Consider the following 20,835-nt stretch of genomic DNA (forward strand, 5'->3'; position numbering starts at 1 on the left):
ATCGCGGTTATATCGAGCGCTCATTGACCGTCAGAGCCACATCGATATTACCTCTAACGGCATTCGAATATGGACATACCTGATGCGCTGTCTTGACTAATTGCTCTGCCTGCTCTTGTGGGAGGTCAAGCGTCACAGATAATGCCACTGTGAGTCCAAAGCCGCCCTCTTCTCTCACTCCAATCGCTACAGTCGCCGTCACGGGTGCCTGGCTTAGTGTGAGTTTGGTTTCCCCTGCGACATGTAAAATAGCATTGGAGAAACAGGCACTATAACCTGCCGCAAACAGTTGCTCTGGATTGGTCGACTCTCCACTGCCACCCATCTCTTTGGGATAACTGAGTGATAGGCGCAACTTACCATCGTCTGTTGCCACAGTACCGTTACGGCCCGCATTCGCTGTTGCTTGTGTTTGATACATTGCTTGCATAATTGGGTCTCTCTTCCTCTGCGCGTTCTCTGCTATGAGAGCGCTCTGATTTACATGCTAATTCTTGCGCTCAAATTAAATTGCACACAATTTAAGTTAAGATAACTCTAGCAGCATTCACCCTCCCTTACAACTAAATTGCGCACAACTTAAATTGCAATTAGGCTAATTGCCAAGTTAAGGTCAGCTGTAATGTTTATTAAGCGAATCGATTCAGCCATAGTTAAGCAATCGTTAAGCCTAATGACGCTAATATACTCTGGCACCGACTCATTGAAGCGGTTTAACGCCACGGTGAACGAGGTCATAGTCTCAATCCTTTAATCACAATCGCAGCTGATGCGGACAAGATAAACATTGGCTAATGAAAACTTTCAATCAGGAGTATAATTTGCCCCCTCTATATTCTCGTTCCCAAGTATTCGCTTCCGGTTTAGCTGCCAGTTTAGCCCTGGCCAGTCCAATCGCCCATGCAGGCCAATGGCATATCCAAGTCGATAATGACATCATCTTTGGTGATGATGGCAACTATACCAATGCCATCATTCTGGGCTGGGAAAGCCAAGCTGAGGCTGATTTGTCTTTTGCTCCCATGCCGGCTCAATGGCTTGGGGCACTCACCTTCTCACAAGCCGATGCTGAGCACGCTTGGGGCTGGAAAGTCAGCCAACAGATGTGGACACCAGGCATGATCGAAGTCGATGCACCTCAAGCTGAAGATAGACCTTACGCTGGCTATCTGGCATTTGAAGGTCATACGGCAACCTATTCAGCTAGATTAGCGCAAAAAAACTGGCTCTCATTGGGAGTTGTTGGTCCAGCATCTGCCAATGAGCAAGTTCAATCCTTTGTGCATAAGATCACGGGCTCCTCCGCTCCTCAAGGTTGGCAATATCAGGTCGAAAACCAACTGACGCTTCAAGCCGCCTATGAAATCGACAGCTTGTTCATGCGTGGAGCGGCATTTAATAATGACTTTCTCGGAGAGACCCAATGGGACATTGGCGGCTTTAGTCATACGCAATTAGGTAACTTTCGCAGCCAAGCAGATCTGGGCTTAAGCTTGAGATGGGGAAACGAACTGGCTAATTCATTCGGTCGACTGAGTCAACATGCTGGCCAGTATGGCAATCTGTCCGCCACCAGCAAAAGCAGCAGTTTCATGGTCTATAGCCGAGTCTATCTAGGTTATCGCTTCAATGATCTCACCCTCGATGGTTCTCTCCCCTATGATTCACAAGTCGAACTAGAAAACAGACAAGCGGGCATCAATACTGGCATTATCTGGGCCCATCCTGGCTGGTCTATTGCCTGGACGTTTAATTCCTATACCAAGGAATATAAGAGCGACACAGACAAGTGGCATGGCTATGGTTCGTTAGTGGTCAGTTGGAATTTATGATATTTACATTTTCGCTGATGATTAATCCCATCGAATAAATGAATCAGACTATTTTTCGTTCAACTCCACATACACATCTTCTGCGGCAACGACTCGATTGCGCCCCAGCGCTTTAGCCCGATAGACAGCGGCGTCAGCACGGCTAAATAGTTCGACAAATGTTTGCTCGTGTCTCATTAACTGAGCGACGCCAAAACTCGCAGTCACGCTTATCCCCATTGGGGCTAACGCTTCGATTTTTTCTCTTAATAACTCTGCCTTCTCGACAGCGCAATGGAGGCAGCAATGTTCCAATAACATCACAAATTCCTCGCCGCCGAAACGGGCCACCACATCTTCTTTTCGATTGTCATCCTTGAGTATTTTGGCGATAGCCTTGAGTACCAGATCGCCAGCATGATGGCCGAATTGATCATTGATATGCTTGAAAAAATCGATATCAATCATCAGCATCGATAACTGACTTCCATGCCTATCGACATAAGCCAATTTATTTGCCGCGGCTTCGATTAAGAAGTGGCGGTTATACAATTGGGTCAATGGGTCATGGAGCGCCATGTTACGAAGCTTATCACTTTGGTGCTTAAGCTTTATCTGCGTAGATACCCTAGCCTTCACTATCGCGGGACGTATCGGCTTAGCGATGTAATCCACCGCACCGAGTCGCAAGCCAAATTCCTCATCTTCATCTGAGTCTCGACCTGTGACAAAAATAATCGGAATATCTTTGGTATTTGGATTCTGTTTAAGTTGACGGCAAACTTCGTAACCATTCATCTCTGGCATGATCACATCGAGTAGGATCAGATCGGGAAAGGGTGGATTTTGGGCAAGTTCGAGACAACGTTGGCCATTCATGGCGATTTTCAATCGATACTGATGCTTTAAGCATCCGGCCAACAGTTGAATATTGGTGCGAGTGTCATCGACCAATAGAATCGTTGCTTTTTCAGCCATTGACTATTTCCTTAGATGGACTCGAGTCAGTATCGACAAGATAGATGGAGAGCTCAGTCAAACATGCACTCGCTTGCTCATGTTCAAAATTGGCCAGCCGTTGTAGCAGGTGATCAAACTTCTGCTGCAACTCGGGGCGCTCACTGGCTCTTTTTAGATGACCATAATCCGCTACATCTATGTAGCTGCCTTCGCTGAGTTTTGCTGAGATATCCGCTAAGCTTTCTGCAATCAACTGCTCACTTGCACGGGTTAGCGGGATCTCTTCACCTCTAGGCTTATCATACTGTTTAACCACTGACATTAATTCGTCGTATCGGGTCTGTAACTCGGGGAGTTCTGCGCGGATTTGAGCTAGCTTGTTCTCTTGTGCAGCTTTCTCTATCCTCGCTGCACAAGCTTGCAGTTTACTGCCGCTAAGGTTTGCCGCTACGCCTTTTATGGTGTGGGATATTTGCCGCAGTTGATCGATATCCCCTGCTGCATTGGCCTCCATCAGGGACTCGATACGCTTAGGCATATCCTCTGAAAAAATATCCACTATGGCATTAAACAGAGACTCTTTTCCCATGGAACGCGTTAGTAGCGACTCCTTATCCCATATGGTTTTGTCGACCCAAACACTGACTTGTTCATGCTTAGGCTCCTTGATATTTATCTCAGCTATCAGGTCGGTGTGTCTCTCGGCTTTAATATCAGGTATTGCGCTGATTACAGCAGATGTTGTGGCTGATACATCTTCATTGCAGTCGTCTTGATTGAGAATCCCATCGTCAGACTCAGCTTGGGGAAGCCAATGTATGAGTTTATCGAGCAGTTTATCGGGATTTATGGGCTTGGGCAGATAATCATTCATCCCCGAATCGATGCACTTTTCTCTATCCCCCATCATGGCATTCGCCGTCATAGCCACTATGACGATGTCTTTATTTGCGGCTCCTGCATTGCCGGCGCGGATCACACGCGTGGCTTGATATCCATCCATCTCAGGCATCAGACAATCCATCAAGATCAGAGCGAAAGGAGCACCGACTGCATTTTTTAGCTTATTTAATGCTTGCAAACCATTTTCGGCGACGACCACATCTAAGTTAAAATTTTCTAAAATCCCCATGGCTACTAATTGATTAACATAGTTATCCTCAACCAGGAGGACACGGGTATCATGAGACCATGTCGGTATCTTGAGTTTGTCAGCTTGATGGTGTAACGCCTGAAGATAATGATGGGTCACCAGAGGCCGGGCATTTTGCAGTGCCTCACCGTCATCGGCGACGACGTTGAGTGCATCGAATAGATCTGAGGTGGTGGTTGGTTTAGGGAAATAGCCACTAAAACCGAGTTCCGCAAAGAAGCTGGCATCCCCCATCTGAGACATTGAGGTCATCATTACCAGCTTGATTTGAGCAAACCTGGCATCGGCTTTTAATCTCTGTCCAAGTTCGGCGCCATCCATTGCTGCCATCTGCATGTCTAAGAAGGCAACATCAAATTTAAGACTGCCAGGCTCTTTATCTCTTTGAGCGCATATATCCAAGGCTTCTTGGCCGCTGCAGGCCTCAACCACAGTCGCCCCCCACAGTTCGAGTTGATCGCGGATCACTTCACGGTTAGTCGCATTGTCATCGACCACCAACAAGTTGAGTTGGTTAATATCGACCTTAGGGATCACTAGCGTCGACCTAGTACTCCTGCCCAGTAAAACCTTAAATTCAAAACGACTCCCTTCGCCATAAACACTGCTCACTGACACGTCTCCGCCCATCAGACGCGATATTTTCTGCACGATGGCGAGTCCCAAGCCAGTGCCGCCATATTTTCTGGTGGTTGATGCGTCTATCTGACTAAATGATGTAAATAAACTATCGATTTTATCCGCGGGGATCCCTATTCCGGTATCCGACACGGAGCAGGTTAACCACCAATGCCCCGCATCAGCAGGTGTGAGCTTGGCTCTCACCACCACCTCACCTTGCTGAGTAAACTTAATCGCATTACCGGTTAAGTTGGTGATAGCCTGACGCAGCCGACCAGGGTCTCCGGTTACCATAGAGTGTTCGACCCCTTTGAGATCTAAAATCAGTTCCAAATTTTTATCTTGAGCTTGGTGAGCGATACCTTCGGCAAAGTCGCCAAGCATTCCCCTCAAGTTGAAATCTATCTGTTCCAGCTCTAACTTGCCGGCATCGATTTTTGAATAATCTAATATGTCGTTAATCAACGAAAGCAAGGATTGTGCACTGGACTGAGCTATGTTGACACGACGGGTTTGATACTCGGTCAACTTGGAGTTAGATAACAGACCCAACATGCCGATAACGCCATTCATGGGGGTGCGGATCTCGTGGCTCATGCTGGCGAGAAACTCACTCTTAGCCTTAGTGGCTTGCTCGGCCTCCTCTTTCGTCTGTAACAGGGCGTTTTGGTTGGCTGTTCGCTCGGTAATATCCCTAAAGCTCCAGACTCGACCAAAATACTCACCATCGATTTCCATGGGGGATGAGGCACGCTCGAAGACGCGTCCATCGATAAACGCTATGGTATCGAATGCCTCTAGTTCCCGGTTCTGATAAATTTCTTCGACGCGTTTAAGGAAGAGCTCTGGCTCTTTTAACAAGCCCTTAATTTGCTTTAATATGACTCTGTCGTTAATCCCTTTATCGAGTAACTCTTTAGTCACTCCCCAGAGATGTGCGAACTGACTATTAGTCCTTAAAATCTCGCCATCACTACTGGTCACCAAGATACCATTATCGGTCGACTCCAGTGTGGCATTCATCAGAGTCAACGCCTCTTTAACCTCTAACTCCTTACGCTTTCTCTCGGTGATATCGGCTCGAATGGCAATATAGCTCTTAGGTAAATTCCTCGCATCTTTCAGGGCCATGATGGTGGTATCGACCCAGTAAATTTCACCGTGTTTATTACGATTACAGATCTCGCCATGCCATACCTTGCCCTTAGACACGGTCCGATACATCTCAGAAAAAAATTCATTTGGATGCAAGCCCGAGTTAAGGATACGATGATTCTGGCCAACGAGTTCATTGACTCGGTAACCACTGATCTCGGCAAATTTATCATTGGCATAGGTGATGGTCCCTTTCAAATCAGTCACTGCAACGATCGCATGCTGATCTAAGGCAAACTTATGTTCCTCCAGCGAATCCATCGCCTCCATGAGCTGGCTATTTACCTTCATAAGCGCCTCTTCATGACGCGCTTTGGCTTCGAGCATATGATTAAACGCATTGGCTAACAGGCCAATTTCATTCTTGCCTTTTACATCCACCAGAGTCAGGTCTTCTCCTGCGGCGACTTTACGACTGGCTTCGGCGAGCTTAATAATCGGCCGGGTGATCTTTCGAGCGATAAACACCGAGGCAAGTAGCACGCCCATCGCGGTTAGCAGCACTAATAAGAGGGTGATTTTTCTCAACCAGTTACTGGCTTGTAACGTCTCTTCGCTATCTATCTCACTGATCAATAGCCATTCTATGTTGGCAAGTTTAACCGTATGATATAGCCCTATCACCTCTTTGCCCGAAGGTCCGATATATTCATAAGCTATGCTCCTTTTACCTCCTGCGCTATCTATGCCAGCATTAGCCCCTCTGCCCTGCCAGGCGATAAAGGGACGCGTATTAATTTGTCTCTGTAATACCTGCTGCCAATTATCTTTTATTGGCGTCCTGAGAATGCCATCTTGACCAATAATGTAATGCGTTAAAGAGCTAGATTCTGATATGGTCGAGTGCAGCATATTGAATATTTTGTCGAACTTTAATTCGATGACATAGACTCCGATGGAACCGCCAAATTCATCGAGAACGGGGGCTGAGATAAAGCCTGTGATTTGACCTTGGCTCAATGGGCTCCGCTCCAGACCTGAGAAGTTAGCCAAACCTGAGTCCATGGTCACGGTTAAACTTTGGGTAAACTGCGAGTCGACTAGATTGGCCGAAAAAACATTTTTGCCTTTAGCATCATTACTGATCACCGAGTAAAGAATGTCACCATCGAGATCGATCAAAAATATATCGCTGATATAATCATATTGACGACTTAATACGATCAGATCGTTCTGCAGACCATCGACACGCTTGGTCCAGTCGTAACTCGTGACATATTCGCTAACGGGTTTACCGCTGGATTTTTTGCCCTCTGTGAGCGAACTCAAGATAAGTCCCGCATTGATAGATTCGGCTTCGACATTAAGATCTACCATACGATAATTAAACCAGCTCTCGATGGACTGTACACTCAGCAGCGAAGACTGAGTTAACTCCTCTTCGGCGGCATCGACCAGACTCTGCTTGGCCTGCTGATAACTGAACCAAGCCACTATCGTTAGAGGCAGTAAGGATAAGAGCAAGAACCAGAGAGTCAGGTTAAAGCTCAAAGAGCTTAACTTGTTGACCTCTTTTATCGGCGCATGTATGAACTCATCTTGCATCGGCGACTCCACGCTAGCGATTCACTTGGGCCTGGCTCATGGCGGCTAAGTCATGGCGGCTAAAATTCTCATCGGCAAAATCTTCAATATCGATAGCCTTGCTGATGATGCCCCCCTCTACCGCCAGATCCATGATCAATTTCAGACCCGGCTTATCCACATTCAGGTTTTGATAATTAATCACTCTCAGATCGGGATCAAGACTCGCGATAATGGCTTCACGGGTATGAGCAGGTATATGCTTACGCACTAACTTGACTATCTCCTCTAATGCTTCTCCCCCTTGAGTACGGGCAAGCTCGATATCCTCTCCCGCCTTATGAATATAATTCATCACTTCATGAACAGCCTGACGCTTATGCTTAATTGCAGCATCGGTCGCCAGGGCAATACATTCCACATGACCATGCTCCCAGGGCATCACATCTTTTGAATACCAGGCTACATGGCCAAAGCCTCCTGTCTCGACCACATCGGCCCAGGGTAAAGATTGCTCGAAAGCGGCAGCTTGGGCTCTATTGCTCTTACTCTTGATGAAGCTGGGTGATTTAGGCGGCGCGACGGCTATCGCCAGCACATCAGAGCCTGAATTAGGCGTTAAACTCATGGTGAGTCCGTGCTCTTTAAGATAGCGATATAACACCACAGTATGAGTCGACAACAGATGAGGCATACCGATTTCGGTTGCGCGGCCTGTGGACTCAAATACTTGCTTCAATGCCTTGGCAACCTTGTCATCGGGCTTTCTTTCATGCCTCACAGCGGGAAGCTTGACCTGCTCATTTAGCAGATCGTTGATTGCTAATGCATTTCCATCTCTGTGCATCAAGCCTATCCATCTGAAATGCGGTTTATCGCTGAACATATCCATCGCCAATGGGCTCATCACATAGGCCATATCGACTTCACCGGATTGAAAATATGCCCGCAATAGATCCCAGTTTTTCATCTGCTCTAGTTGATAATCGGCGTACTTCATCTCTTGGCGGTAGCGCTCATAGGCCACGATCGATGCATAATGATCTGCAAGAGGAATATACAGTGCCTTGATGACTTTTTTATCGGCAGCACTAGCCGACACAGCCAAGACAAAAAAGAGTGTGATAACAAACGCTAAATAGGTGATGAATCGATGTGGCGAACGAACACTAGCTGGCATGCGTCTCTCCTTGACTCGTGATGATAAGTAACTGCATAGCAGTACTCACAGAGCTTAGTAGAGCATCGTCAGTTTTTCACGAAGAAAGAGGAAAAAATACGCCATGAAGCTTAAGGTAAGTCATTACATTAAGTAAGGTAATGCTTGTTTGGGAACTCACCGATGAATAACTTATGCATGAGTACGGGTAGGCTGAAATATATGCAGAGCATGCGGCGTCAACGTCGAGTTAACTAACAACCGCTATCGATAATAGTAAACATGGGGTGCTCGCCAGCTGCATTTACACCTGTATATTCTAGCATGCAGAGACTATCCACTGACAAGCCTTTGGGAACAAATGACACATACATGTCTATGCCATGAGTCATAACCCCCCAATCACCGCGAACCACTTCTGAACTATCGATTAAATGTGCCGCATCAATATCTAAAACACTTGTGATACTGTTAAAAATTATATTACTTTCAGTATCTATCTTTTTTGCTCCTTGAGGTACACCATTCAAGCTCGTTGGGATGTAACCATAAGCCAGAATAACCTCAGCAGCACCGAGATCGACATTAGCGACAGCTTGGGTTTCTTTTCCTTGAATTAGCGCCTTACTGTAAGCCAATGCATTACCGCTTGAAATTGCACCTTGTAAGCCTCGCAACACAGAAAGGTGAGCATCGCTCTTCAAGTTGATGAATTTCGGTGCAGCAACCACAGACAGTATGCCAAGTATAATGATAACTACAACGAGCTCTATTAATGTAAAACCCGCATTGAGCTTGATTCGATTAGATGCATTCATACTATAACTTGCCTATCCTGTCTTTACTTTTCCACACAGTCTTCGTGAAGAGATGATTAAAGAAGATCAATACTACATAAGTATTCGGATTTTTATAAGTAAAACGAAATAATCAGAGTGATATACACGCCTTCATCTAATAGATGAAGGCGCTGTTTAACTTATGCAATTTGAATCGCAAATTGCGAACCGAAATAACAAAAAAACACAATGCTATAAAAATCAAATAATTACATAATGGCACAGCTCATGCACTTCATAGTTAAACCTGTTTCATATAGGGACAAACTATGAAATATCTCGCTCCTCTGCTTCTCCTTGCTGCCTTATCTATCTTCGCCAATGATGGCATTGCAGCCGAGTTTGAGTCATGTCCGACTCAGGCTTTCATCATACAAACGCCTTCTTCTGTTCCCATTGCCTACGGTGTCGAACTCGCAACGGGTAGCTATGTGATACTTTCAGACAACATGAATCGCCTCGCTTCCTATAACGGAGTGGGATTTAATTATCACGATAACTATATCTATGGCTGGGACTATGAAGCCAGTACCTTAGGTAAAACGGGTGATGACTATATGATCACCCCTCTCACCATTACTAAAGATGCCGATGCGGCGGCTGCGGGTAACTTTTTTGTCGGTGACATCGCCATCAATGAAAATGTCTGGTATGGATATAGAAAAAATAAGGGTCTGTTTAAAATCCCCTTAGATGACCCAAGCCAGTATCCAATGACACTCGTTACCGGCAGTGCAATTAACGCGACCTATAACATTACCGATTTTGCCTTCCACCCTAGTGATGGTTATATCTACGCCGTCACCAATGGCTATAATGCCAGCCTGCTTCGCATCGACCCATTTGACGCATCCGCCACCAACCTCGGTGTTGTGGTCGTCTCGACAGGGTCAAAATTCACCTTCGGTGCCCAGTTCTTCGATCCCGACGGCACGCTTTACATGAGCAATAATAGCGACGGTAAGATCTATCGCCTGGATGTTAATGATTCCCCTCCCCTTGCCGATATCTTTGCTTACGGCCCTTCATCGTCGAGTAATGACGGTGCCCGCTGCGCCTTGGCAGAAGTCCCTGTGGGAGAAAATGTTGATTTTGGTGATGCGCCCGACACCTATGGCACTTATATGCAGTCCAATGGCGCCAGGCACTCCATCATAGATGACTTCTATCTAGGTGCCACTGTCGACGGTGAGGCCAATGGCTACCCGACGCCACTGTCAGACGACTATAGTGACGGCATAGATGATGAGGATGGCATCAGTTTCCCTACCGGTTTTGAACTAGGTGAATCTGCCGTCATCCTGGCTACCGCAACCGGGAGTGGCGGTTTTCTCAACGCCTGGTTTGACTGGAATAAAGATGGTGTTTTTGACAGCGACGAACAGGCTATCACAGGCCATGCGCTCTCCCCCGGCAATAACAGCGTCAATTTAGATGTGCCTACATGGGGAAAAACCGGCCAAACATGGGCTAGATTTCGCTTCAGTAGCCTGGCCGATATCGGTCCTACCGGGGGAGCCGGAGATGGGGAGGTCGAAGACCATCAAATCAGCATGACAGAAAGCGGCGTTACCATTAACTACTACCCTTCATCGTCAACGTTTACCTCAATAGTGTTTGAAGATCTTTACCCCACTCAAGAAGATTACGACATGAATGATGTCATTTTCCATCTAAGACTCATCGAGTACGTCAAATATGGTCAAGTCAGGCGGGTAGAGTTTTTAGCTAAGTTAGCCGCGGCTGGAGCCTTTTATCACAACGGCTTTGGCATTCAGCTGCCGGGGATCGCGATGAGCAACATCAAGGAAAATACCATCGAATGGAGTATTGATGATGTTACACAGAGTGCTTCGCCCCTGGAAAGCGAGCAAACCTATGGGGTATTTATTCTAGCCCAAGACCTGTGGGATTATATTACCCTCTCGACCGGCTGTGAGTTTCTTCGTTCGGAGTCGGGGTGCGGAGCCAGCTACCGCACCACTTGGAAGATGGTTATCCCCTTCGTCAATGCGGTACCTGAATCACAGATGCCAGACTTTCCCTATGACCCTTTTATCTTTGCTACGCCAGAAAGTGACCATGGCCGGGCAGCAAAGGCTGTTGTCGGTGAGCATCCCGGACGTAAGCTCGAGATCCACCTCAAAAATAAAGCCCCTACTGATAAATTTGATACCGCCTATTTTGGCTCTAAGGAAGATAGGTCCGTACCCAGTCAAGGACTCTATTTTCTCAATGAAGATGGTATGAGTTGGGCATTAGAGGTGCCTACCAGCTGGAAGCACCCATTAGAAAGACAACGTTTAGACGCTTGCTATCCTGAGTTTATCGACTTCGCGGCAGATAACAGCGGGAACACTAATCTCAACTGGTATCTCAACCCTATTACGGCGCTCATTTTCCAAGATTAGTGCGACCTAAATTATCACCATGGCCAAATACCAGTTGCATCAAGTAACTGACCATAAATTTAATGGAATTGATATAAGTAGGGAAAGAGGAGATGAATATGAAAAACTTCACAAGATTGACGCAGATAAAATGCTATTTATTACTGTTTATTTTCAGTAGCCTGTCAGCTTGTGGCGGTGGTGGCGGAGGAGGAGATGAAGGCTCTGCCACAGAAACAAGCACCCCGCCTCCAGTCACACCTCCGGTCACGACACCAGCCAAGCCGACCTCGTTAGATGATCTCGTTATTGACCCCAATAATGTCTTGCAGAGTGTGTTTCAACTTGCCATCGATATCAATATCGATTCAAACAAACGCGCCTATTTTTCCTTGTGTGATGAATTTAATGGCAGTAATAACGCGTACTCGGTGAACTTTGATTCCTGCCAATTTCGCGGCCCACTCGATGAGGGGAGGCTCACGACAAAAATCAAGGTGGCGAATCATCAGGATACCTTGATTGCCGTGCTATGGTTTTATGATACTAGCGAGCCACAATACCAAGTTTGGCAATATGATACCGGGCTTGAGCAACAGATGTTAAGCATAAATTAATAAGGCGCTACCACAAGCAAGCGCCGCTATCTGGCGGCGCTTGCTATTGCTGATAAGAGTATGCCAAAACTGATAAAACGCTTATCTGATGGCGCTAATCCGTTAAGTTAACCTTGGGTTAGCCCCTCATCACTCAGGCTCCTATTCGATGCTAATGCTAGACTCTCATCTGAGTCAGTTCTGGAATTTGAATCCAAGTCATTTACAGCGGCCTGCGGTTGACTAAACAATGAGCAAGCGACCGTGACAAACAGTATCACTGTGATGGTCAAGCCTATCTGTACTCCGGCAACGGCTAGGAAACCCGCATTTAACGCCGTCACTATCTGCTCGTGGAAAAGCACCCAATCGGCGAAAATGGTGCTAAGCAAGACGCCAGCCGTGGCGATGAGTGAAATAAACAGCATTTTTCGCTTATCAGACACACACCAAGCCAGCACCAGATAGAGTGCAAGACTCGCCATAAAACTGCTCATCATCAAGTCGTCTCGCCCAGCCACGCCAAGAGGCAGTATTCGTTCAAATAAGAATGCCATAGCCGTGGCGAATATGACTCCCATGGTCGAGCCCAACGTCATGCTATTAACCAGTGCGATACTCTTAGGCGATGACAGTCTCTGTTGCAAGCGTTTCTCGACCCAGAGTAGATTGCCACTGACGATAAGCACACACACGCCCATGCCAAGTAGTAAATAGATCAGCTTAAGATCCGTGCCCGCATAGTCACCAAAGTGCAGCGTGGTAAGGACAATTCTCCCGGTTGTCATCGTATTGGGAGTCTCTGGCGCCCGTGAGAACAAGGTTTCGCCACCATCTAAGGCAAAAACCTGCTCGACAGGACTGACAAATTTGCCAGCTTCACTGCCAAAAATATGTAGCAGTGCGCTACTATCACCATAGTTATAGGCGCGAATGACTCTCGGTGACTGACCAAAATCTGCAATATGCTGAGCCACTAAGCTATCAACTTCTGCACGGGTATCGAGCGGCTTATCCAGCCACTCTGGCATCTGCTGAGTATAGCCAGCATCTTTGAGTAACGCTTGTTGATCTCCCTTATAAAGGACTAAGGCGAACGCGATTTGATAGATGATAACCAGGTTAAATATCAAGCCTGTGATGGCATACATCAAGGTAAAAGGCAGGGTCATCACCCCGATGACATTATGCATGGTCAGCAGCTGATCTCGCCGTCCCTCCTGAGTACGATAGAGGAAGAACTGCCTGAATAGCTTGCGTGCATGGATGAAGATCCCCGCCACCAGTGCGAAAAAGAAAAATAGGGCCACAAAACCTATGATATAACCGCCATTGGGAATATTAAGATTGTAATGCAACTGGTAGATAAAATCGGCCAGATAGAAGTCATCGATATTTGCCACCACCTCACCGGACACAGGATCCATCAAGAGTGACACATAATCGATGTCCATCGTCGCATCTTGGGGCAATACTATGTCCACATAGACCTTGTAGAAGGGCATTTCGGCAGTCGGAGACACTAGCGTCAAATGCTCCTTGGCATTGAAGGGACGGTCCTTGATTGCCAATGCCATGATCTCACTGGGAGACAAGACCTCACCTTGGGCAGGCGTATGATGTGGCAACACAGACCAGAGGTATATTTCACTGCGAAATAAGCTTATCGAGCCCATGAAAAACACGATAAACAGCAAGCCAGAGATGATCAATCCCAGCCAACTGTGAGCCTGAGTTAAACGCTTTAAAAATTGTTTATTCATAATGACTTAATTTAATGGGTTAGGTTTATTGAGTTAGGTTTAATATGCTGTTGTTCACTTGACCTGAGTTTAGCCCTGTCAAATTTAACTGAAAAAAAACAGCGTATTGAAGCCGACAGACACCAAGAGTAAGCTGCCACAACGCCGCCAGGCGTGCCAGCCTGAATCACTGGCATAACACCAGATCATGGCACTCACCCAGAGTGGAAAGGCCATCAATAATCCGAGAAATAGTCGGGTGTCTACGTCCAATGGCAGCAGATGATTGAGATTGAGCATGACCGATATCGAGACAAGACAACCACCGAATATGGCGGCCAACGTTTTAGGCCACATGTTGATCTCCTAGCTGAACCACAGCTAGCCAAAAAACCAAGTTGACACAGCACAGGGGGGCCAACTTAGCCTTAACATGCCCAAGTTGTAATACTAAGCTCAGCCAGATAAACATGGTAAACGCCAATACCATCAGCGCCGCAGCAATCGGGTTATAGATATAGGTTAACGACCAGATACTGGCCATAAAGCAGCCGATAAAAACGGAGATGGAAAAGAACTTCATCAAAGGTTTAGCCAATAAACCTTGATGCTTACTGGACAGCAATGCGGTTAAACATCCAATCCAGAGTACGACTATGGTTACACTCATCTTAATATATGCAAATAGTTATCATTCAGGTAGCCGGCGAGCCTAACATCTTTCACAAACCTTTCATTAAAATTTACATTACAGCCCGCACATCTATGGCCCGTCAATGGATACGAGGCATATTAGTGTAAATACTCTTACCCTTTTCGTGAAACATCCCCCGAGTGGACGGCGAACTTAGGTTCTACCTATCGCAGTGACTCAGGCTTTTTCGCTAACGTAAACATCAACTATGCAGATGCATCATCAGCCCTAAATAACCCCGAAGCATCAGGACTTAAATACGATCCTGAGAACGATGCAAAAACCTTGGTCAATGCGCGTGTCGGCTATGAATGGGATAACTTCTCAGTCTACGCTTTAGGCACCAACCTGTTAGACGCTGAATATGTCGCGTCAGCTGACACCGGCTATGGGATCCAGACCTTAGGTGATCCAAGACAATTGACCCTAAGAGTTGAGGCGCAGTTCTAACCAGGACGAGTCAGTTTAATGATTAAACTTAGCTAAGCTAAATGAGCAGCAAGGGCTGCTCATTTTTATTTCTGAGTCAGGCTGCATTTACGAGTTTATTCCCCTAGTCATTCGATGAAACTAAGTGGAGAGATGAAAAGTTTGATCAAAGATACTGAACACTATGTCATTGAAAATCTGTGACATGGTTAACTTGATACATTAAAACTAAGTAAACCAATCCTTTTACTCACTCTATTCAATAAAAATTAACCCTAAATATAAATAATTAATATCTCAGCGCACACGTGTAAGCTAATGAAAAATCAGAATATAACTTTCACAGTAAATGAACGATTCAAACAAACGTTTAAATTACTCGTTTGGAGTTATTGATCTACGTTTGATTTTATGTCGTAATGTGATCTGAATTTCTGGTCGGATGAGTGAAGAAGATGAGCATAAGAACCCAATTAAAAAAAATAATGCCGAGTATTTCTACCACAGAGCAAGAGGCTCTCGATGCCGGCGATGTATGGTTAGAGGGCTCTATCTTCCAAGGCAAACCTGACTTCGCAGCACTGAGAGATATCCCGGTCGCTGCGTTAAGCGCCGATGAACAGGCCTTCCTCGATGGTCCTGTGACCACCTTGATAGAGATGATCGATGACTTTGCTATTCAGGGTGATAAACATATTCCGGATCACATTCTTAGCTACCTTAAAAAGAACAAATTCTTCTCTCTGATCATCCCAAAATCCTACGGTGGACTCGAATTTAGCCCTTACGCCAACTCGACCATAGTCGCCACCATATCGGCCAAGAGCTCGGCCGTAGCCGTGACTGTCATGGTGCCTAACTCTTTGGGCCCAGGCGAGCTATTGATGCATTATGGTACCAGTGAGCAAAGAGATTACTGGCTACCGCGCCTGGCTAATGGTCAGGAGATCCCGTGCTTTGCCCTAACGAGCCCGGAAGCTGGCTCCGATGCCGGTGGTATCCCGGATGTAGGCATAGTGACCATGGGTGAATTTGAAGGTAAGCAGGTTCTGGGTCTGTCGATCACCTGGGATAAGCGCTATATCACCTTAGCCCCTATCGCCACAGTGCTTGGACTGGCTTTCAAGGTTCAAGATCCACAGGGTCTGCTTGGTGGCAAGGAAAACCTGGGCATTACCTGTGCGCTGATCCCTAAGTCTCACCCAGGGGTACAACTTGGCAATCGTCACGATCCTATGGGCGTTAACTTCTATAACGGCACCACACGCGGCGAAAACGTATTTATCCCTATGGATTTCATCATAGGTGGCCAGACTAAAATTGGCCGAGGCTGGGCCATGCTAGTTGCCTGTCTTGGCGCGGGTCGTGGCATATCCTTACCTGCCCTTGGCGCTGCGGTGAGCCAGTGCTCATTTAAGTCTTCGGCAGAATATGCCGCCGTTCGTGAGCAATTTGGATTATCTATCGGCAAGTTTGAAGGTATTCAAGAGAAACTTGCAGACATTGCCGGTAAGACGTATCTGCAGGAATCCATGCGAGTGCTGACCACAGAAGGCCTTGGCTTAGGCCTTAAGCCTTCGGTGGTCACTGCAATCGCCAAATATCATATGACCGAACTTGGCCGAGACATACTCAACTCAGCCATGGACATTCAAGCCGGTAAGGCCATTCAACGTGGTCCACAAAATACCTTAGCCTCGGCTTATGTTGCCCAGCCTATCGCCATCACAGTCGAAGGCGCTAACATTCTTACCCGTAACCTGATGATCTTCGGCCAAGGCGTGATGCGTTGTCACCCTCATATGCAGAGCATGGTCGAGGCGATTCACAGCGAGCATAAGAATGCCGATAAGGTGTTTAACAGCATATTCCGTAAAACAATAGCTTACAGCGTCAACAACAGTTTGCGCGCATTCCGTTTGGGCCTACTGCCATTTACAGCTCCTTCGAGCTCTAAGCTAGCTGAAGTCGCGACATACGAGAAATCGGTCAACAAGCTGGCTTCGAAGCTCGCGGTTTACGCCGACTTCTCCTTGCTGGTACTTGGCGGAAAACTCAAGCAAGCCGAGATGCTCTCGGCGCGCCTGGGTGATGTGATGAGTTACTTGTACGCTGCCATGGCGTCGATTCGTTATTACGAACAGAAACTGCCAAGCGAGCAAAGAGCACAAGCGGCGCCTTACTTTCACTATGCGACCCGTTGGTCTCTGTGTAAGGCAGAAGCAGCACTGCTTGCCTTCCTGGAGAACTTCCCGTCGTCGCCAGTGCGTAAGCTAATGCGTGCATTAACGGTGACTTACTCGGCTAAGATGCCGAAAGTGAATGATAACCTAGTCAGAGAGCTTGCCGAGCAGGCCCAGCTCAATACCGAGTTCAAGAAGAACCTGACTCACTTGATTAAGCCTGTTGTCGGTGATGGTAACTACATCAACGAGCAAGCCTATCTGGCTAAGATGGATTGCCTCGAGTTACTGGATAAGGTGAAAAAAGGGCTTAAGGCACGTGCATTCAAATCAGGCACTCGCTTGCCTATCACACTCGATAATGCCCTTGCTGCTAACGTCATCAACGCCACCGAGCACAAACAATTGCTCAGCTACAACCTCAAACGTGAGCGCGCGATCCGCGTCGATGAGTTCGATTTTAATATGAACTTAATTAGTGACAAAGCAGAGCTAAAGATAGCTAACTAGGCTCATTGTTCACTATACAGCGAAGAGATGCAGCCCAGTGGCTGCATTTTTTATGGACTCCCTTAAAGGAAACCTGTTTCAGCCATATATTGATGAACGGTAATTGTCATTTTCATCATGCTTAAATTTTGATTCTGCACCAGTTCCCCATTAAATTGCCTTTAATAGGCCTATCGATATGAATTATCATCATACCAACGGAATGGCCTTCAGCGTCATATTCGACGATACGACCTCAGTCCTCTGGTTGAAGTTTTTCTTTCCGCTATCCAGAGCAACGGTCTGCTTCTCCTCGACATTGAGATGCTGTCGGTTAATATAATCTCAAGATTTTTCTTAAAGCCCTACAGCTGAGCTTAACGGGATGCATGCAGTAATCAAGCATCGCCTGTCACGCCGATAAGAAGCTAGCGATATCACTAAAAAGTTAGTCATGCTGGGTAACGGATTTTACCTGATACTGACATGCATTAATCTACAGTTAAGCATATTATGAAGGTTAACGGGCAAACGCTACACACTAGATATTTCGCGGCTTCGGTGACTTTTACGCCAACGGCTTCGATTGCAATGTAGAGGCTGGCTATGATCACAGAGTCAGAGCATTTACAGCCGACTATGGTTTCGACCATGGGCGTGCTTTCACCCGGGCTTACTACTCCTTAGCCGCTAAGTTACAGAAGGCCGTTACCGTGCCGTGTGGGGATGAAGGCAGTTGGGTCACAGGTGCCACCTGGGATGTCGATGGCGATCTGATAGCTTGACGTAACGAGTCGAGTATCGAGCAATAGAAAGAGAAATAGTACTCATGAGCTTTTGGAATCAACAGGGCCTTAGATATGAATCCTTCACTAAATATAAATCTGCATATGGATTTTTCACAGCGAGTCGTTATCGACAGTAATGATATGGACTGGCTTCCCAGCCCTCTTGAGGGAGTCACCCGTAAGCCTCTGGCAAGGGAGAACCAAGAAAGCGGTCATGCCACCAGCCTAGTGCGTTATCAAGCCGGATCACATTTCAGCGCTCACAGCCACCCAATGGGTGAAGAGATATTTGTGTTAGAAGGCACCTTTTCCGATGAGACCGGTGACTATCCGGCGGGAACTTACATTCGTAATCCGCCAGGCAGCAGTCATAGCCCGTTTAGCACGAATGGCTGCACCCTTTTTGTCAAACTCAACCAGTTTAATATTCGAGATACTCAACAAGTGCGCGTCGACACCAAGAGACAAACATGGCAACAAGGTATTGGAGGACTCGAGGTCATGTCACTGCATGATTTTGAGGGCCAGCACACGGCGCTGGTGAAATGGCCTGCCGATGAGATTTTTCAGCCCCATAGACACTTTGGCGGCGAAGAGGTGGTGGTATTATCGGGGCAATTTGAAGATGAGCATGGTCGATATCCGGCAAACACCTGGATACGTAATCCCCATCAGAGTGAACATCATCCTTTTGTGAAACAGGAGACGGTTATTTTAGTCAAGGTGGGGCATTTACCCATTAAAAAAATTAGAGAAAAATCAACAACCAGTAGCTAGGACTAGCGGTTCTTGCTATTATTTAGCTCACTTTGAAGTCGAATGGCCAAGCTGGAAGTTCGACTGACTTGCATACTAACACCCAATTTAAACAGATACAGATAGGAGATTAATTGATGATTGTTACAGGTTTTAACTGGGCAACTGGCGCTTTAACTTAAGCAGTTATAGATCACTAAGCAAGTCTTGCTTAGCTCTTTAAGTAGCTGTTCCTGTAGATAAGGTTCCACTGCCCGGTTGTACTTATCGTTACGACTAGCGACGACTCGTTTCTCGCCTCGAGTAACGCATAACACCGGGATCTCAGATATACCTCAGGTTAGTTGACGATCCCCTGATCCAATCAGTTCAGGCGCTTTGCGCTGGGATAAAAATGAATAAACACAATCGATTCTCAATAATCAAATCTAAAACAAGTTCAACTGCTAGCTCGCTCTCTATTGATAGCTGTGCAGTTACACATCAAGAGACATCAAGCGACTCACTCATTCGATTAGGCTGGCGTCCCTTTTTTGCACAACAAGTGGCAGAGGAGAATATCACTGAGATTAAGTTCGCCAAAGTGATGGCCTGTCACCGAAATCAGTTCGAACTCGAGACAAGCACAGAGCCATTGACGCTCTCAATCACCAACCAGATGCCTGATATCACAGTGGGTGACTGGCTGGTACTTAATGGTGATGACAGCTTTCGCCATCGTCTGGACCGTACCTCACTATTTAGCCGTAAAGCCCCGGGAAGCAAGGTACAGATTCAGCTCATTGCGGCCAATATCGACACGGTATTTATCGTGTCATCCTTAAACAAGGACTTTAATTTAAGCCGTATAGAACGCTACCTTGCCTTAGCCAATGAAGCTGGAGTAACCCCGGTATTCGTACTCACTAAAGCCGATCTTTGCCATGATACTCAAGTCTTCATTAAACAGATATTGAGCATTTTCCCGCTGGCTATGATAGAGACAGTTAACGCGCTAGCACGCGAGAGCGTACAAGCTTTGCACGCTTATTGCGCTGCGGGACAGACCGTGGCGGTAATGGGCTCATCCGGTGTCGGAAAATCAACACTCATCAATAGTTTGTTAGGCGCTGAGGCACAATTAACCTCAGATATTCGCCAAGATGATAGCAAAGGACGTCACACCACAACAGGGCGAACTTTACATCAACTGAGCTCTGGCGGTTTACTCTTAGATACACCGGGTATGCGGGAATTACAACTTAGCGATTGTGAGCAAGGCGTGGCTGACACCTTCGAAGAGATCACCGCCTTAGCACGGCAATGTCGATTTGGTGATTGCCATCATCAGGCTGAACCAGGATGCGCGGTGCAAAAGGCGTTAACCAGAGGAGAGCTAGAATCCAGACGTTTAATTAGTTATCAGAAGTTACTCCGAGAACAGGCATTAAACACGGCGAGTTTAGCCCAGAAGCGCGCTAAAGATCGCAACCTAAGCAAGTTCCACCGCTCGGTACAAGATGGGGCAAGAAGGCTTAAGGGGAAATAATACCAACCCACGAAATAA

At 46.6% G+C, this 20,835-nt stretch carries 15 protein-coding genes; 7 read left to right on the plus strand and 8 right to left on the minus strand.

The genetic code is table 11. The features are described 5' to 3' along the window. Positions 1-7 precede the first annotated feature (7 nt). Positions 8-430 carry an organic hydroperoxide resistance protein gene (locus HRU42_RS08575; RefSeq protein ID WP_295030298.1) on the minus strand — a complete coding sequence of 141 codons (423 nt, stop codon included), beginning with the start codon at positions 428-430 and terminating at the stop codon, positions 8-10. Positions 431-821: 391 nt separating this feature from the next. On the opposite strand from HRU42_RS08575, the gene HRU42_RS08580 reads away from it, so the two are divergent. After that, positions 822-1,832: a lipid A deacylase LpxR family protein gene (locus HRU42_RS08580; RefSeq protein ID WP_295030300.1), complete on the plus strand. Its 1,011-nt coding sequence runs from the start codon at positions 822-824 to the stop codon at positions 1,830-1,832. A 48-nt stretch (positions 1,833-1,880) separates the two neighbouring features. On the opposite strand, the gene HRU42_RS08585 is transcribed toward HRU42_RS08580, so the two are convergent. From HRU42_RS08585 to HRU42_RS08600, 4 genes are all read right to left on the minus strand, one after another. Next, positions 1,881-2,789, minus strand: a complete 909-nt coding sequence (locus HRU42_RS08585) for a diguanylate cyclase (protein WP_295030302.1) — start codon at positions 2,787-2,789, stop codon at positions 1,881-1,883. Next, positions 2,782-7,245: a response regulator gene (locus HRU42_RS08590; RefSeq protein ID WP_295030304.1), complete on the minus strand. Its 4,464-nt coding sequence runs from the start codon at positions 7,243-7,245 to the stop codon at positions 2,782-2,784. The genes HRU42_RS08585 and HRU42_RS08590 overlap by 8 nt, the downstream gene beginning before the upstream one ends. Positions 7,246-7,258: 13 nt before the next feature. Then, positions 7,259-8,404 (minus strand): ABC transporter substrate-binding protein, encoded by a 1,146-nt coding sequence (locus tag HRU42_RS08595; RefSeq protein WP_295030306.1) that lies wholly within the window; start codon positions 8,402-8,404, stop codon positions 7,259-7,261. A 233-nt stretch (positions 8,405-8,637) separates the two neighbouring features. Then, positions 8,638-9,201, minus strand: coding sequence for a type II secretion system protein (locus HRU42_RS08600; protein WP_295030307.1), 564 nt, complete (start codon positions 9,199-9,201; stop codon positions 8,638-8,640). A gap of 290 nt (positions 9,202-9,491) precedes the next feature. Between HRU42_RS08600 and HRU42_RS08605 the strand changes: the two genes are divergently transcribed. Together HRU42_RS08605 and HRU42_RS08610 are read left to right on the plus strand one after the other, a co-directional pair. Beyond that, the gene (locus HRU42_RS08605; protein ID WP_295030309.1) at positions 9,492-11,633 is read left to right on the plus strand and encodes an LruC domain-containing protein; all 2,142 of its coding nucleotides are present in this window, start codon (positions 9,492-9,494) and stop codon (positions 11,631-11,633) included. Between the two features lie 98 nt (positions 11,634-11,731). Then, a complete protein-coding gene (locus HRU42_RS08610; RefSeq protein ID WP_295030311.1) occupies positions 11,732-12,229 on the plus strand; it encodes a hypothetical protein in 498 nt (165 codons plus the stop codon). A 107-nt stretch (positions 12,230-12,336) separates the two neighbouring features. Here HRU42_RS08610 and HRU42_RS08615 read toward each other — a convergent pair whose 3' ends face one another. The 3 genes from HRU42_RS08615 to HRU42_RS08625 all read right to left on the minus strand — a co-directional run bounded on the left by HRU42_RS08615 (position 12,337) and on the right by HRU42_RS08625 (position 14,620). Next, complete coding sequence (locus tag HRU42_RS08615; protein ID WP_295030313.1) at positions 12,337-13,971, minus strand: PepSY domain-containing protein; 1,635 nt, start codon at positions 13,969-13,971, stop codon at positions 12,337-12,339. Positions 13,972-14,055: 84 nt separating this feature from the next. Then, complete coding sequence (locus HRU42_RS08620) at positions 14,056-14,307, minus strand: hypothetical protein (protein ID WP_295030315.1); 252 nt, start codon at positions 14,305-14,307, stop codon at positions 14,056-14,058. Beyond that, positions 14,297-14,620: a hypothetical protein gene (locus tag HRU42_RS08625; RefSeq protein ID WP_295030317.1), complete on the minus strand. Its 324-nt coding sequence runs from the start codon at positions 14,618-14,620 to the stop codon at positions 14,297-14,299. Before HRU42_RS08625 ends, HRU42_RS08620 begins: the two co-directional genes overlap by 11 nt. A 309-nt stretch (positions 14,621-14,929) precedes the next feature. Here HRU42_RS08625 and HRU42_RS21165 point away from each other — a divergent pair, with 309 nt between their 5' ends. From HRU42_RS21165 to rsgA, 4 genes are all read left to right on the plus strand, one after another. Next, positions 14,930-15,094 carry a hypothetical protein gene (locus tag HRU42_RS21165; RefSeq protein WP_367227160.1) on the plus strand — a complete coding sequence of 55 codons (165 nt, stop codon included), beginning with the start codon at positions 14,930-14,932 and terminating at the stop codon, positions 15,092-15,094. Positions 15,095-15,528: 434 nt separating this feature from the next. Next, positions 15,529-17,766, plus strand: a complete 2,238-nt coding sequence (locus tag HRU42_RS08635) for an acyl-CoA dehydrogenase (protein ID WP_295030319.1) — start codon at positions 15,529-15,531, stop codon at positions 17,764-17,766. Between the two features lie 839 nt (positions 17,767-18,605). After that, positions 18,606-19,310, plus strand: a complete 705-nt coding sequence (locus HRU42_RS08640) for a cupin domain-containing protein (RefSeq protein ID WP_295030321.1) — start codon at positions 18,606-18,608, stop codon at positions 19,308-19,310. Positions 19,311-19,683: 373 nt separating this feature from the next. Then, the gene (gene rsgA / locus HRU42_RS08645; RefSeq protein ID WP_295030323.1) at positions 19,684-20,817 is read left to right on the plus strand and encodes a ribosome small subunit-dependent GTPase A; all 1,134 of its coding nucleotides are present in this window, start codon (positions 19,684-19,686) and stop codon (positions 20,815-20,817) included. Positions 20,818-20,835 lie beyond the last annotated feature (18 nt).

Origin of the sequence: Shewanella sp. (genome assembly GCF_013214165.1) — a bacterium.
Taxonomy (GTDB): Bacteria; Pseudomonadota; Gammaproteobacteria; order Enterobacterales; family Shewanellaceae; genus Shewanella.